Origin of the sequence: Streptomyces sp. NPDC047706 (assembly GCF_043204795.1) — a bacterium.
Lineage (GTDB): Bacteria > Actinomycetota > Actinomycetes > Streptomycetales > Streptomycetaceae > Streptomyces.
This window is the reverse complement of sequence record NZ_JBIDCW010000013.1, coordinates 1-13,481: the sequence shown is the minus strand read 5'-3', so window position 1 is coordinate 13,481 and position 13,481 is coordinate 1. Positions and strand designations below refer to the sequence as shown.

At 73.4% G+C, this 13,481-nt stretch carries 17 protein-coding genes; 3 read left to right on the top strand and 14 right to left on the bottom strand.

Going from position 1 to position 13,481, the window contains the following annotated elements; all coding sequences use genetic code 11:
- Positions 1-24 precede the first annotated feature (24 nt).
- Positions 25-690 (bottom strand): histidine phosphatase family protein, encoded by a 666-nt coding sequence (locus ACGF8A_RS17325; RefSeq protein ID WP_393108924.1) that lies wholly within the window; start codon positions 688-690, stop codon positions 25-27.
- A gap of 73 nt (positions 691-763) precedes the next feature.
- Between ACGF8A_RS17325 and ACGF8A_RS17320 the strand changes: the two genes are divergently transcribed.
- The 3 genes from ACGF8A_RS17320 to ACGF8A_RS17310 all read left to right on the top strand — a co-directional run bounded on the left by ACGF8A_RS17320 (position 764) and on the right by ACGF8A_RS17310 (position 3,392).
- On the top strand, positions 764-2,260 hold the full coding sequence (locus ACGF8A_RS17320) for a bifunctional phosphatase PAP2/diacylglycerol kinase family protein (protein WP_393108922.1): 1,497 nt from the start codon (positions 764-766) through the stop codon (positions 2,258-2,260).
- Between the two features lie 100 nt (positions 2,261-2,360).
- Complete coding sequence (locus tag ACGF8A_RS17315) at positions 2,361-3,182, top strand: methyltransferase domain-containing protein (protein ID WP_393108920.1); 822 nt, start codon at positions 2,361-2,363, stop codon at positions 3,180-3,182.
- A gap of 39 nt (positions 3,183-3,221) precedes the next feature.
- A complete protein-coding gene (locus ACGF8A_RS17310) occupies positions 3,222-3,392 on the top strand; it encodes a hydrophobic protein (RefSeq protein WP_393108918.1) in 171 nt (56 codons plus the stop codon).
- 15 nt (positions 3,393-3,407) lie between these two features.
- On the opposite strand, the gene ACGF8A_RS17305 is transcribed toward ACGF8A_RS17310, so the two are convergent.
- From ACGF8A_RS17305 to ACGF8A_RS17245, 13 genes are all read right to left on the bottom strand, one after another.
- On the bottom strand, positions 3,408-3,689 hold the full coding sequence (locus ACGF8A_RS17305) for a gas vesicle protein K (protein ID WP_393108916.1): 282 nt from the start codon (positions 3,687-3,689) through the stop codon (positions 3,408-3,410).
- A complete protein-coding gene (locus tag ACGF8A_RS17300; protein WP_393108914.1) occupies positions 3,686-3,874 on the bottom strand; it encodes a gas vesicle protein in 189 nt (62 codons plus the stop codon). The genes ACGF8A_RS17305 and ACGF8A_RS17300 overlap by 4 nt, the downstream gene beginning before the upstream one ends.
- Positions 3,871-4,680 (bottom strand): GvpL/GvpF family gas vesicle protein, encoded by an 810-nt coding sequence (locus ACGF8A_RS17295; RefSeq protein WP_393108912.1) that lies wholly within the window; start codon positions 4,678-4,680, stop codon positions 3,871-3,873. Before ACGF8A_RS17295 ends, ACGF8A_RS17300 begins: the two co-directional genes overlap by 4 nt.
- A complete protein-coding gene (locus tag ACGF8A_RS17290) occupies positions 4,677-5,003 on the bottom strand; it encodes a gas vesicle protein (RefSeq protein ID WP_393108910.1) in 327 nt (108 codons plus the stop codon). Before ACGF8A_RS17290 ends, ACGF8A_RS17295 begins: the two co-directional genes overlap by 4 nt.
- Positions 5,000-6,151 carry an SRPBCC family protein gene (locus ACGF8A_RS17285; RefSeq protein ID WP_393108908.1) on the bottom strand — a complete coding sequence of 384 codons (1,152 nt, stop codon included), beginning with the start codon at positions 6,149-6,151 and terminating at the stop codon, positions 5,000-5,002. Before ACGF8A_RS17285 ends, ACGF8A_RS17290 begins: the two co-directional genes overlap by 4 nt.
- A complete protein-coding gene (locus ACGF8A_RS17280) occupies positions 6,148-6,879 on the bottom strand; it encodes a DNA primase (RefSeq protein ID WP_393108906.1) in 732 nt (243 codons plus the stop codon). The genes ACGF8A_RS17285 and ACGF8A_RS17280 overlap by 4 nt, the downstream gene beginning before the upstream one ends.
- The gene (locus ACGF8A_RS17275; protein WP_393108904.1) at positions 6,876-7,139 is read right to left on the bottom strand and encodes a gas vesicle protein GvpG; all 264 of its coding nucleotides are present in this window, start codon (positions 7,137-7,139) and stop codon (positions 6,876-6,878) included. Before ACGF8A_RS17275 ends, ACGF8A_RS17280 begins: the two co-directional genes overlap by 4 nt.
- A 4-nt stretch (positions 7,140-7,143) precedes the next feature.
- On the bottom strand, positions 7,144-7,917 hold the full coding sequence (locus ACGF8A_RS17270) for a GvpL/GvpF family gas vesicle protein (protein WP_393108902.1): 774 nt from the start codon (positions 7,915-7,917) through the stop codon (positions 7,144-7,146).
- Positions 7,914-8,333: a gas vesicle structural protein GvpA gene (locus ACGF8A_RS17265; RefSeq protein WP_393108900.1), complete on the bottom strand. Its 420-nt coding sequence runs from the start codon at positions 8,331-8,333 to the stop codon at positions 7,914-7,916. Before ACGF8A_RS17265 ends, ACGF8A_RS17270 begins: the two co-directional genes overlap by 4 nt.
- A 46-nt stretch (positions 8,334-8,379) precedes the next feature.
- Positions 8,380-8,742, bottom strand: a complete 363-nt coding sequence (locus ACGF8A_RS17260; protein WP_393108898.1) for a gas vesicle protein — start codon at positions 8,740-8,742, stop codon at positions 8,380-8,382.
- 105 nt (positions 8,743-8,847) lie between these two features.
- Positions 8,848-9,774: a non-homologous end-joining DNA ligase gene (ligD, locus tag ACGF8A_RS17255; RefSeq protein ID WP_393108896.1), complete on the bottom strand. Its 927-nt coding sequence runs from the start codon at positions 9,772-9,774 to the stop codon at positions 8,848-8,850.
- On the bottom strand, positions 9,771-11,618 hold the full coding sequence (locus tag ACGF8A_RS17250; RefSeq protein WP_393108894.1) for a transketolase: 1,848 nt from the start codon (positions 11,616-11,618) through the stop codon (positions 9,771-9,773). The genes ligD and ACGF8A_RS17250 overlap by 4 nt, the downstream gene beginning before the upstream one ends.
- Positions 11,615-13,276, bottom strand: coding sequence for an NAD(P)/FAD-dependent oxidoreductase (locus ACGF8A_RS17245; RefSeq protein WP_393108892.1), 1,662 nt, complete (start codon positions 13,274-13,276; stop codon positions 11,615-11,617). The genes ACGF8A_RS17250 and ACGF8A_RS17245 overlap by 4 nt, the downstream gene beginning before the upstream one ends.
- Positions 13,277-13,481: the final 205 nt, after the last annotated feature.

The following is a 13,481-nucleotide window of genomic DNA, read 5'->3' as shown; positions in this document are numbered from 1 at the left end:
CGGCCGAGGGGCTGGGGCAAACGCTTAACGCGCGTGACCGGCCGGGTCCACCGGCTCCCCGGTGGGACCGCCGTCGCCGGCGGGGGCGACGGTCGCGCCGGCCCAGGTCAGGGCCTTCCAGCCGTCGGACGGCGAGCCTTCGAGGACCACCACACCGGTGTTCTCCAGCGGATGGGCCGCGGCGAAGGCCACGTCGACGTTGCCGGCGCGGGCGGCCGTCCAGGTCCGGATCGCGGCGCCGTGGCTGACCATGGCGACGGTCCCGGCGCCGCTGCGGGCGGCCTCGGCGACCACCGCGTCGTACCGTGCGAGCGCCTCGGCGCCGCTCTCCGCGCCGGGGACCCGCAGGGCGGTCTCCCCCGCGGCCCAGGCGAACGCGATCCGCATGTACTGCTCGCCGCGCTCCGAGTCGCCGGGCAGCATCTCCAGATCACCCGCGGACAGCTCACGGATGCCGTCCCGCACGATCACGTCGAGCCCGCGGGCCGCGGCGAGGGGAGCGGCGGTGAGCTGGGCGCGGACGAGTGTGGAGGCGTAGACGGCCTCGATGTCCTCGCCGGCGAGCGCGGCCGGCAGCGCGGCGGCCTGGCGTTCCCCCAGCTCGGTCAGGCCGGGACCGGGTGCCGCGGTGTCCAGCAGATGGCGGACGTTGGACGGGGTCTGACCGTGGCGGACGAGCAGCAGGCGCATTCGGCGGGTTCCTCCGGGTGCCGGCCCCCGAGGACCGGACAGAAGACAGCCACTTCAGGGTACCCGCCCCTGCATGAGCCCAGACGTCGACCTCACCGCCCCCGAACCCGGCCGCCACGCACTGCGCGAGCGGCTGCTCGCGCTGGACTGCCGGCTGTTCGAGTTCGCCGCCGCGCGCGACTGGCCCGCCGCCGAACCCGTGCTGCCCCGGCTGAGCCGCAGCGCGAACCACGGGCTGCTGTGGTTCGCGACCGCCGGCGTCATCGCGGCCAGCCGCACCCCCAGGGCCCGCCGGGCAGCCGTCCGCGGAGTGGCCTCCCTCGCGCTGGCCTCGGCCACGATCAACACCATCGGCAAGCGCAGTGTGCGCCGCACCCGCCCCGGCCTCGACGCCGTGCCGTCCGTCCGTCATCTGAAGCGTCAGCCGATCACCACGTCCTTCCCCTCCGGCCACTCCGCCTCGGCCGCGGCCTTCGCGGCCGGTGTGGCCATGGAGTCCCCCGCCTGGGGTGCCGTCGTCGCCCCGGTGGCGTTCTCGGTCGCCATGTCCCGCGTCTACACCGGCGTCCACTTCCCGAGCGACGTGCTGGCGGGCGCGGCCCTCGGCGTGGGCGCCGCGTTCGCCGTACGGGGCATGGTGCCGACCCGTGACCAGGTCACCCTGCCGCCCCGGCCGCGCGCCGACGCCCCGGCGCTGCCCGAGGGCGAGGGCATGGTCGTCGTCGCCAACACGGCGGCCGGCAGCTCCGACCGCATCCGGGCGCTGCGCGACGCGCTGCCCCGGGCGGAGGTCGTCGAGTGCCTGCCGGAGGAGGTGCCGGACGAGTTGGAGAAGGCGGCCATGCGGGCCCGGGTGCTCGGGGTGTGCGGCGGCGACGGCACGGTGAACACCGCCGCCGAGATCGCCCTGCGTCATGACCTGCCGCTCGCCGCGCTGCCCGGAGGTACGCTCAACCACTTCGCCCACGACCTGGGCGTGGAGGAGGTCCGGGCACTGGCCGGTGCCGTCCAGCGGGGCGACGCGGTCCGCGTGGACCTGGGCCGGTTCGCCTGCGGCGGCAAACGGGGCGTCTTCGTCAACACCTGCAGCCTGGGTGTCTATCCGGAGCTGGTACGCGAGCGGGACCGCTGGTCCCACCGGATCGGCAGCTGGCCCGCCGGGGTGCTCGCGGCGCTGCGGGTGCTGCGCGCCGACCGGCATCCGCTGGAGGCCGAAGTGGGTGGCAGGGCACGGCCCTTGTGGCTGCTGTTCGCCGGGAACGGCACCTATCACCGGATGGGGCTGGCGCCGGCCCGCCGGATGGACCTCGCGGACGGGCACCTCGACGTCCGGGTGGTGCACGGCGGCCGGAGGCCGGCGCTTCGCCTGCTCGCCGCCGCGCTCGCCGGGCCGCTGACCCGCTCCCCCGCCCACGCCGCCGTACAGGTCCGCCGGCTGCGGCTGTCCGGCGTCGCCCCGGGCACGCTGCTCGCCTACGACGGGGAGGTCACCGAGGTGGAGGGCGAGGTGTCGCTGGAGAAGCTGCCGGAGGCGCTGGTGGTCTACCGGCCCCTGCCCCAGCAGTACTGACCCACCGTCAGCCCATATGGCAAACACCATGTCTCACCATTCGGTCGGGCGCGTACCGTGGCGGTGGACGCGATCCGACCGGACGACAAGGGGTACCGCCATGCAGAAGGCCCAGGAGACCGCCGTCTACACGCACGGGCACCACGAGTCCGTGCTGCGGTCCCACACCTGGCGGACGGCCGCCAACTCCGCGGCGTACGTCCTCGGCGTGCTGAAGCCGCACATGCGGATCCTGGACGTCGGCTGCGGCCCCGGCACCATCACCGCCGACCTGGCCGCGCTGGTCCCGGACGGCCGCGTCACCGGGGTCGACCGGGCGCCGGAGATCCTGGCGCAGGCGCGGGACACGGCGGCCGGCCGGGGCCTGGCCAACGTCGGCTTCGCGGTGGCCGACGTGCACGCGCTGGACTTCCCGGACGACACCTTCTGCGTGGTCCACGCCCACCAGGTGCTCCAGCACGTCGGCGACCCGGTGCAGGCGCTGCGCGAGATGGTGAGGGTGACGAGGCCGGGCGGCTTCGTCGCGGCCCGCGACGGCGACTACGCCGCGATGACCTGGTACCCGGTCTCACCCGGCCTGGAGGACTGGCTGGACCTGTACCGGCGCGTCTCCCGCGCCAACGGGGGCGAGCCGGACGCGGGCCGGCGGCTGAAGGCCTGGGCGCTGCGGGCGGGGCTCACCGACGTCACGGCCACATCGAGCACCTGGACCTTCTCGGCGCCGGACGAGCGGGAGTGGTGGAGCGGACTGTGGGCGGAGCGCACCGTGGCGTCCGGGTACGCCCGACGGGCCGTCGAGGGCGGCCACGCGACCGGGGAGGAGCTGCGGGCGATGGCTGAGGCATGGCGGGAATGGGGAAGGGCGGCCGACGGCTGGTTCGGGGTGCTGCACGGGGAAATCCTGTGCCGCAAGCCCGGCTGAAACACCCGTTTCGGGAAACTCGGCGAACAGGAGGTCATCATGGTTCCCATCCTGCTCGTACTGCTTCTCGTACTGATCCTCTTCGGTGCCGGATTCGCCGTCGAGGTGCTCTGGTGGATCGCCATCGCGGTGCTCGTCCTGTGGCTGCTGGGATTCCTGCTTCGGGGCACGACCGCCGGTGGCACGAAGGGCCGCTGGTACCGCTGGTGACCCGACCCCGGGCCGTCAGTCCCGGGGCAGCAGAGGCCCGAGCGGCCCGAGGTCCAGGTTGAGGTCCTCGGGCCGCAGTCCGTAGCGGTCCCGCAGCTCCGTCATCCGGTCGTCGAGGAGCATCAGCGTGAGCCCGATCCGCTCCTCCTGCTCCTCGCTCAGATCGCCCTCGTCGAACCGGCGCAGCGCCTGCCGTTCCATCAGCTGGCGCAGCAGTTCCACGACGGTGAGGACGAGCTTGACCAGGTCGCGTTCGACCGTGTCCGGCTCCAGGTCGAGCTTGCGGGGAGCTGTCACGTCGGATCACCCCAGGGGGACGGAACCTGTTCGTTCACGGAGCTGATCAGTGCGTTGAGGTCGATGCGGACGAGATCGACGTCCGCGATGCGCAGGGTGATGTCACCGGTGATGACCACACCGCCGGCCAGCAGCCGGTCGAGCAGGTCCACAAGGGCGATCTCACGGCGTTCGATCACCGTCACGGCTTCTCCCCCGCGAAGGAATAGGCCGCCCACGGGCCGGTGAGTTCCACCCGGACTCCCGGCATCTCGTCCTTCGTACGGTCCACGATCTCCACGAACTCCTCGGACTGCCCGCGCGGCACCAGATAGGCCGCGTTCAGCACGTTGCGGCCCGAGGCCCCGGACAGCTGGGCACTCTGGGGGGCGTGCAGCCGGGAGTCGTCCGCGTGCGCGGCGAGCGTTTCGTGCAGCCGGTCCGCGAACTCCTCCACCTTCCGCAGGCCCGACTCACGTTCCTTGACGCTGCGGCTGCGCCGCCGCAGGTAGTCCCGCCCGGACATGGCCTTCCCGGCCGCCGGCCCGTCCTGCGTGCCGCCCCCGGCGTCCGGCCGCTGCGCGGGCTCCGCGGACTCCGCGGGTTCACCGGTCCCGGGCTCCGCGTACACCTTCACGCCCCACTCCACCCGGCCCTCGAGCCGGTCCAGGGTGCGCAGGAAGTCGCCCTCGCGGGCCTCCAGCATCATCCGTACGCCGCTGTCGTCCCGGAAGACCGTGCCCAGCCGGAGCGGGAGCGGCGTCGTCACCGTGGTGAGCGCGTCGATCACGCCCTGATGACCCCGGGCCGTGGCGGTGAGCCAGTCGAGGTCCTCCAGATGGGCGCGCAGCGGCTCCTCGGCGAAGTCGTGCTCGGGCACCGTGCTGACCACCGCGACCAGGCCACAGTGGTGCAGCAGCTTGGGTGGCGCCCCCGCCACGCCCGTCAGCTGGGACTGCAGCGCCGCGCCGAAGGGGCGGCAGACGGCGTACACGTACCGCAGTCCGGTCATGGGCTCTCCTCCTGTGCGCGGCCGGCCTCCAGCGCCGCCAGCCGCTCGCGCAACTCGGCGTTCTCCCGCACGAGTTCCTTGCGGCGAGCGCCCGACGACAGGGCCGGGTCGTCCTCCCACCAGTCGATGCCCATCTCCTTCGCCTTGTCGACGGAGGCGACGATGAGCCGCAGCTTGATGGTGAGCAGTTCGATGTCGAGCAGGTTGATGCGGATGTCGCCCGCGATGACGACGCCCTTGTCGAGCACCCTCTCCAGGATGTCGGCGAGGTTGGCGCCGCCGTCGTGGCCGTAGGGGTCGGGCAGGCGGGTCGGCGTCGTCATCGACGGCTCCGGGCCTCTGCGTACTCGTCCCGGTACTGCTCGTCGTACGCCTCGGGCTCCTCACTCTCCTCGGGTTCCTCGGTCTCGTCCCGCGGTCCGGGTTCCCCTTCCGCGCGAGGTTCCTCGTCCTCGTACTCCTCGTCGGGCTCGCGGTCCTCCTCGTACTCGTCCTCGTACTCGTCGTGACCGGCGTACCCGCCGTCGTCCCGCTCACCGTCGTCCTGCTCGGCGTCGTCGGCAGCGGCCTCGTCCTGCCCGGCCTCGTCCTCCTCTTCGGCGACCGCCTCGTCATGGCCGCGCACCACCTCGCCGTCGCGGATCTCCCCGCGCCAGCCGTCCTCCGCCTCGCCCCGGATCGTGATGTGGCGGGCGAAGTCCTTCAGGTCGAGCCGGGCGCGGCGGCCCTGTGCGCGCCAGATGTTGCCGGTCTTCTCGAACAGGCCCTTCGGGTAGTACTCGATCACCAGCAGGACCCGGGTGAGGTTGTCGGCGATCCGGTGGAAGGACACGACGCCCTTGGTGGTGCCCTTGGCGCCCTCCGAGGTCCAGGCGATCCGGTCGTCGGGGACCTGCTCGGTGGTGCGGGCCTTCCAGCTGCGGTTGGACCAGAAGACCTTCAGCTGCCAGTCCGAACTGGTGTCGTCGGCCCGCTGGGCGCTCTTGACCCCCTTGGCGAAGGTGCTGAAGTCCTGGTAGCGGGTCCACTGGTCGTAGGCCGTGCGCACCGGCACACCCACGTCGACGTACTCGATGATCACCGTGGGCCGGTGTCCGGAGCCGCCCTTGCCGCCGCCCTTGCCGCCGGTGAGGCTCTTCAGCGCACCGGCCACGTTGTCCTTCGCCCGCAAGGCGCCGATCTCCACCGCCGAGCGCAGCGGGCCCTTGCCCTCGGCGAGCTTGCGGCCGCCCTCGAGGGCGAGCTGGGCGAAGCCGGGGCTGCGGCCCTCGGCGATGTCGTTGAGCTTGCCGGTGGTCTCGCCGAGCTTGCGGCCGAGGCCGGTGAGCAGCCGGGTGGCCTGCGCCGCCAGGTACTCCTGCGCCTCCGCCTTCAGGCGGTCGGCGGCCTCGCTGTGGGCCACGTCGGCGAGCGGGCTGGAGCGGGCCGCGCGGCCCGCCGTGGACGTCGCCGATCCGAGGGTCCCGGTCATCGGTCACCGCCTCCCTTCGGCGTCCGGGCGCCGGGGCGCGCGGACGCCGTCTTGCGGCCGGCCGTCTTGGCGGCGGCCGTCTTGGCGGCGGCCGTCTTGCGTGCGGCGGTGCGCTTGGCCGCCGCCTTCTTCGCCGGGGCCGCCTTGCGCGCCGGCGCCTTCCTGGCGGCCTTCTTGCCTGCCTCGGCCTCGTCGGCCGGAAGCTCCTTCGGGGCCGACTTCCCCCGGGCGGTCCCCCGGGGCCGCTCGTCATGGCGCTCCTCGCCGTCGTGCCCGCCGGCGTCCGGGTCGTCGTCGTAGCGCCCGTCGTCGTAGCGCTCGTCCTCGTAGCGCTCGTCCTCGTAGCGCCCGTCGTCGTGGCGCTGCTCGTCCCGTTCCTCGTCGTACCCGAGGTCACGGCCGCCCGGAGCCGCTCCGCCGAGCCGCTCGCGCATGCCCGCCGTGCGGTCGTGCAGCCGGTCGGCGAGCGCGTCGAGCCGCCGCTCCAGCAGGGCGCCCGTCGCGGCTCCGCCCACGCCCCGCAGGTCCTGGCGGAGCTGGTCGCCGAGCTCCTTGAACTGCGGATTGTCCCGCAGCTGCCCGGACACCAGGTCCGCGAGCGCCCGCGGGCCCAGGTTCATCCGCCTGCCGGCGACGAGCGTGCCGACGGCGAACGCCAGTTTCATCTTCTTCGTGCGTCCGAGAATGTATCCGGCCCCTACCGCGAGGCCCAGTCCCACTCGATTCATCGTGCCGTCCCGTTGCCCGTTCCCGCGCCGCCGCGCGTCGCGATCTCCAGCCGGTCGAGGAGTTCGTCCTCCTCCCGGTCGAACTCCTCCTCGGTGATCTCCCCGGCCTCCAGCCGCTCCTCCAGCCGGGCGAGTTCGGCCCGGATCGTGGCGGGGTCGTAGTAGATCCGCTCCGCCTCGTGGAGGACCTGTCCGATGGCCCAGGCGCTGCCGCGGACCGGGGCGAACGGCAGCAGCAGCACCTCCGAGATCAGTCCCATGCCGTCACCCGGCCCCGGTGTCCACGCCGCCCGCGGTGCTGCCCGCCGGCTCGGCGGGGCCGGGCTCGACGAAGCTGTACGGGGGCAGCGGTCCGTTCACGCGCACCTCCAGGTGCGGCATCTCCTTGCGGACCTGCTCCACGGCCGCCAGGAAGTTCTCGGCCGACCGCCGGTCCACCAGGAACGACACGTTGGAGAGCCACCCGGAGGACTCCGGGCCCACGCTGACCGCGTCCGCGGCCGGCTCCAGGACGCGCTGGAGCGCGAGTCCGTCCTCGGCCTCCTTGGCCTGCACGGCGGCCGCGACCATCTCACCGAGCCGGATCTTGTCCTCGTAACCGCCGCCGCCCGCCTTGCGGTTGGCCTCGGCGAGCGCGCGGATCTCCGGGCTCTCGGCCATCACGTGGTGCAGGACGGCTTCCTCGACGTGGTTGGCCTTGACGTTGTACTCGATCCGGCCGTCCAGCGCTGTCAGGCGTTCCTGGTAGTGCGCGGCGCGCTCCACGAGCACACCCGTGACCGCGGCGTCGTCCGGGGCGACACTGCCGAACCGCATCGGCAGCACACAGCCCGCCGATCCGGCCTCCGCCAGCACGTTCTGGTGGGCCAGCAGGTCCTTGCGCTTGGGGCGCAGTCCTTCGGGCGCGTCGCTGACGACGGCCGCCAGGGGGCCTTCCTTAAGAATCCGCACGGGCCGGGCCGGGTCGCCGACGCCGCCCATGCCGTCGGGAAGCGCGGGGTGCGCGCTCGCCGCGATGCCGTAGACGTACGTGCTCACTCCTGCTCCTCCCTGCGCCGCGAGGACGTGGTCTTACGGGCGCGCGGCCGCGACTCGCCTTCCTCGCGCGCCTGGCTGAAGGCGTCGGATATCGTCTGCGCGGCGCCGGACAGGGCGCCCTTGGACTTGCCGCGCGCGCCGGACTCGGTGATCTGGCCGACGACGTCGGGCAGGCCGGGGCTCTTGCGCGGGCCGGACTCGAGGTCGAGCCGGTTGCACGCCTCGGCGAAGCGCAGATAGGTGTCGACGCTGGCGACGACGACACGGACGTCGATCTTCAGGATCTCGATGCCGACGAGGGAGACGCGCACGAATGCGTCGATCACGAGCCCCCTGTCGAGCACCAGTTCAAGCACGTCGTAGAGGCCGCTGCTGCCGCCTCCACCGCCGGTCTGCTGTGCCGGTACAACGGTCATGCCGGCTGTTCCTCCTCTTCCATGGGTAGGGCAGACGGGGGGACGGCTACCGCCTGCCGGAGTCGGCCCGCCCGCGTTCGTAGCGGCGCAGGCGCCGGTAGCCGGTGAGCTGTCCGTCGGGGTCGAGTTCGACCTGGTAGCTCGCCATCAGGCTCATCGTGTCGGGCACCCGGGCGAGTTCGAGGACCTCGACCTCCAGGGACCAGCCGTCCTCGGTCTGCTCGAAGGACGACACGCTCTCGGCGGCCATACCGGTGAGCTCCTCCAGCTGGCCGCGCGCGTCGCGCAGCACCTGCACGGGGCTCGGCCGGGAGTCCGCCGCACCACCTTCCACCTGGTCTGATTTGTCCTGCTTGTTGGGGGAGTTACGTGGACTCTGCGAATCTGACGTGTTCTTTGTGTTCGACATGGCCACCTCGCAGTTCGGGTGGCCGCTGATCCCTTGGCCAAACCTTCGGGAACCCCACGCGTTCCCCGAGTGGCGTATCAGGCCTGCGCAGCGGCGGTATGTGCGTCAGCCACGCAACGCGTCCAGCCGACGCCGGGCGGGGCCGAGAGCACGGCCGCGGTTCAGCACACCGGCCCAGGGGTTGGTGCGGGCCTGGTCGACGGCGTCGGCGAGGCTCCAGCGGCGCGGCCCGAAGCCGGGGTGGTCCAGCTGGTCCCAGCCGACGGGCACCGCGACCGGCGCGCCGGGCAGCGCCCGTACGGTGAAGGGGGCGACGGCGGTCTGCGCGTAGCCGTTGCGCTGCACGTCGAGGTAGAGGCGGTCGCCGCGGTCCTTCTTGCGGGCCGCGGTGGTGAACCGGTCGGGATGCGCCGCGGCGAGGGTGCCGGCCACGTCCCGGGCGAACTCCCGCACCTCGTCGAACTCGTGGCGCCCGTTGAGCGGCACCACGACGTGCAGCCCGCGCGAGCCGGTGGTCATCAGCGCCGAGGGCAGCTTCAGTGCGTCGAGCAGCTCCCCGAGCAGCCAGGCCGCCTCACGCACCGGCGCGAAGGAACCGCCGGACGGGTCGAGGTCGAACACCAGCCGGTCCGGCCGGTCGAGCCGGCCGGTCCGGGAGAGCCAGCGGTGCAGGGTGAGGCACGCCTGGTCGGCGAGGTGGACGAGGGTGGCGGCGTCGTCGCACACGGTGTGGCACACGGTGCCGCCCTCCTTGGGCACCTCGACGCGGCTGATCCAGTCCGGATAGTTCTCCGGGGTGTTCTTCTGCATGAACTCCGGACCGTCCAGGCCGTCCGGACGCCGCTGGAGCATCAGCGGACGGCCGCGCAGGTGCGGGAGCATGAACGGCGCGACGGCCCGGTAGTAGTCGGCCAGATCCCGTTTGGTGTACTCCTTGGCGCCCCCGCCGCCGGGGAAGAGCACCTTGTCCGGCCGGTGCACCTCGACGGTGCGCCGGCCGGCCCGCACGGTGTGGACGCCGTCACCGCTCACCGTACGACCGCCTGCTCCACCAGCAGCTGGACGGCGGCGGCGATGGAGTCGGCGTCGATGCCCGCGGCGTGCAACTGCTGGTCGGGCGCGGCCGAACCGGGCATCGTGCGCACCGCGAGACGCACCAGCCGCGGCGTGGGACGCCCGTCGAGGAAGGCGTCCAGGACGGCGTCGCCGAGGCCGCCCTCCTCCCGGTGGTCCTCGACGGTGACCAGGCAGCCGGTGTCCTCGGCGGCCTGGCGCAGGGTGAGCCGGTCGACGGGCTTGACCGAGTACAGGTCGATCACCCTCACCTGGATGCCCTGGCCGTCCAGCGCGTCGGCGGCGGCCAGCGCCTCGGGCACGGTGACGCCGGCCGCGACGAGGGTCAGCCGGTCCGTCGCCGAGGAGCGCAGCACCTTGCTGCCGCCCACCGGGAAGTCCTCGTCGGCGCCGTAGATCACCTTGTTCTTGCCCCGCGAGGTGCGCAGGTAGCGGATGCCGTCCAGGTCGGCCATGGCCGCGACGAGCCGGGCGGTCTGGTTGGCGTCGCACGGGTACAGCACGGTCGAGCCGTGCACGGCCCGGAACATCGCGAGGTCCTCCAGGCCCATCTGCGAGGGCCCGTCCTGCCCGATCGCGACGCCCGCGTGCGAGCCGACCAGGTTGATCCCGGCCCCACTGACCGAGGCCATGCGCACGAAGTCGTAGGCGCGCGTGAGGAAGGCCGCGAACGACGAGGCGTACGGCACCCAGCCGCGGGTGGAGATGCCCACCGCTGCGGCGACCATCTGCTGCTCGGCGATGTAGCACTCGAAGAAGCGCTCGGGGTGCTCCTTGGCGAAGGCCTCGGCCCGCGTGGAGTCGCTCACCTCGCCGTCGAGGGCGACGACGTCCCCGCGTCCGGTGCCGAGGGCGGCGAGCGCCTTGCCGTAGGCGTCGCGGGTCGCCACCTCCTCGCCCTTGCCGAAGCGGGGCAGCTGGACGTGGTCCTCACGCACGGCGTGCAGCAGCCGCGCGGCCGGCGGCTCCTGCACGTGCACGCGCAGGGTGCGGGGGCCGCCGAGTTCGGCGACGGCTTCGTCGGCGTCGGGGAGCGGCTTGCCGTGCAGCCCCTCACGGTCCTGGACGGCCTCGACGCCCTTGCCCTTGAGCGTGCGGGCCAGGACGACGGTCGGCTGGCCCTTGGTCGAGAGCGCCTCTCCGTACGCCCGGTCGATCGCGTCCACGTCGTGCCCGTCGATCTCGATCGTGTGCCAGCCGAACGCCTGGAAGCGGCGGGCATAGGCATCGAGGTCGTGGCCGTGCCGGGTGGGGCCGCGCTGGCCCAGCCGGTTGACGTCGACGATCGCGGTGAGATTGTCGAGATTCTCGAACGAGGCGTGCTCGGCGGCCTCCCATACGGAGCCCTCGGCGAGCTCGCTGTCCCCGCACAGCACCCATACGCGGTAGTCCGCGCGGTCGAGCCGCTTGCCGGACAGCGCGATCCCGACGCCGACCGGCAGCCCCTGCCCCAGCGATCCGGTAGCCGTCTCGACCCACGGCAGCCGCTGCGGGGTGGGGTGCCCTTCGAGGCGGCTGCCCAGCTTGCGGAAGGTGAGCAGCTCACCGTCGTCGAGGGCACCGGCCGCCTTGTAGGCGGAGTACAGCAGCGGCGAGGCGTGTCCCTTGGACAGCACGAAGCGGTCGTTGCCCGGGTGGTCGGGACGGTCGAAGTCGTAGCGCAGGTGATGGGCCATCAGGACGGCCATCAGGTCGGCGGCGGACATCGACGACGTCGGGTGCCCGGAGCCTGCGGCGGCGGAGGCCCGCACGCTGTCCACGCGCAACTGCTGGGCCAGCTCGACGAGTTCACGGGTGTTCATCGGTCTCCTTCGTCGGGAGTGTCGGTACGCTTCACGGGGCCCGGCGAGGGGTGGTCCGCACCGCGTCCGGCGGCGGAGCGGTTCTCGGCGGACTCGTTCTCTGCGGGTCCGTTCCCGGCGGGCCGGCCGCCGCGGTGCTGCCTCGCCGGTTCGTCGCCCGGCAGGTGGTCCCTGGCAGGTTCGCCACCGGGCTGGCTCCTGGCCGGCTCGCCACCGGGCTGGCTCCTGGCCGGCTCGTCACCGAGCCGGCTCCGGGCCGGCTCGTCACCGGGCCGGTGCCCCGCGGGCTCGGCGGCGCCGGGGGACGTGGCGGCCCCGGGTTCCTCGGCCGCGCCGGCCCCGCTGCGCTGCGCCCCCTCCGGCACCCGGGCCAGCTCCGGCGACGCCGTGTCCAGCGGCACCGACCAGGACCGTACGAGCCCCAACTGCACGGCCTGGCGCGGCAGGACCGCGTCCAGCAGCCAGTCCGCCGCCACCCGCACACGGTTTCCCGGCATCGCGGCGAGGTGGTACCCCCGCGTGACGGCCCCGGCGACGACCCCGGACAGCGCCACACCCAGCGGATTCGCGGCCGCCTTGGCGCCTCCCAGGTCCACCACGAACCCCAGGTCCCGGTGCCGGTACGGACGCCGCTCGCCCGCCCCGAACGACGCGGCGATGTTCTGGGCGCACACCTTGCCGTGCCGCCAGGCGTGCTGCGCGGTCATCGGCGTGTACTGCCCGGGTTTCTCGAGGTCGGGCACCGCGGCGGCGTCGCCGCACGCGAACACCTCGGGCCGGCCGGGCACCTGGAGGTACGGGTCCACGATCAGCCGCCCGCGTTCCATGGGCAGGTCCAGCCCATCGACGAGCGGATCGGGCCGCACGCCCACGCACCACACGAGCGTGCGCGTGTCGACGTACTCCCCGTCGGTCAGCAGCACCCCGCCGTGCACCGCCTCCTTGACGGAGGTCCCCATCCGCACGTCGACACCACGCTCCCGCAGCACCCGGTCGGCGGTGCGGGAGAGCCGTTCGTCCAGTTCGGGCAGGACGCGCGGGGCGACGTCCAGCAGGATCCAGCGCGGCCGCATGCCTTCCCGCAGGGGGTGCTTGCGCACCTGCGCGTCGGTGTACATCTGCCCGTGCGCGGCGACCTCGGTGCCGGTGTAGCCGGCGCCGACCACCACGAAGGTGCAGCGCGCGGCACAGTTCCTGGGGTCCGCGGCGGCGGCCGCCAGCTCCACCTGCCGGGTCACGTGGTCGCGCAGGTAGAGCGCCTCGGGCAGGCCGCGGAACCCATGGGCGTGCTCGGCGACGCCGGGGATGGGCAGCAGCTTGTTGACGCTGCCGGCGGCGAGCACCAGCCGGTCGTACTCCAGCGTGCCGCTGCCGCCCTCGGGGTCCGAGTAGTGCACGGTGCGGGCATCCAGGTCGATGCCGTCGGCCTCGCCGAGGACGAGCCGCACCTGTGGCAGGGTGCCGGACAGGGAGACGGTCACCCGGCGTGGCTCCAGTATTCCCGCGGCCACCTGTGGCAGCAGGGGGAGATACAGAAAGTAGTCGGTCGGATTCAGCAGTGTGATGTCGGCCTTGCCCCTGGCCAGCCGCGACAGGACGCGGGCCGTCCGGTAGCCGGCGAAGCCGGCTCCGACGATCACGATGCGGGGTCGACTCACGGTTTCGCCTCCGGCGGTCGTCTCGTCCGAGGTTTTCCGCGTCCCCCTGGTCAGGGCACCCAAACCCGGACGGACCCCCCGTTCGGCCCGGCGTCCGGTGCCGAGGTGGTGATGGGGGCCGGGGGGGGGGGGGGGGGGCCCGCCCCCCCCCCCCCCCCCCCCCCCCCCCCCCCCCGGGCCCGGGGGGGGGGGCCCCCCGCGGGCC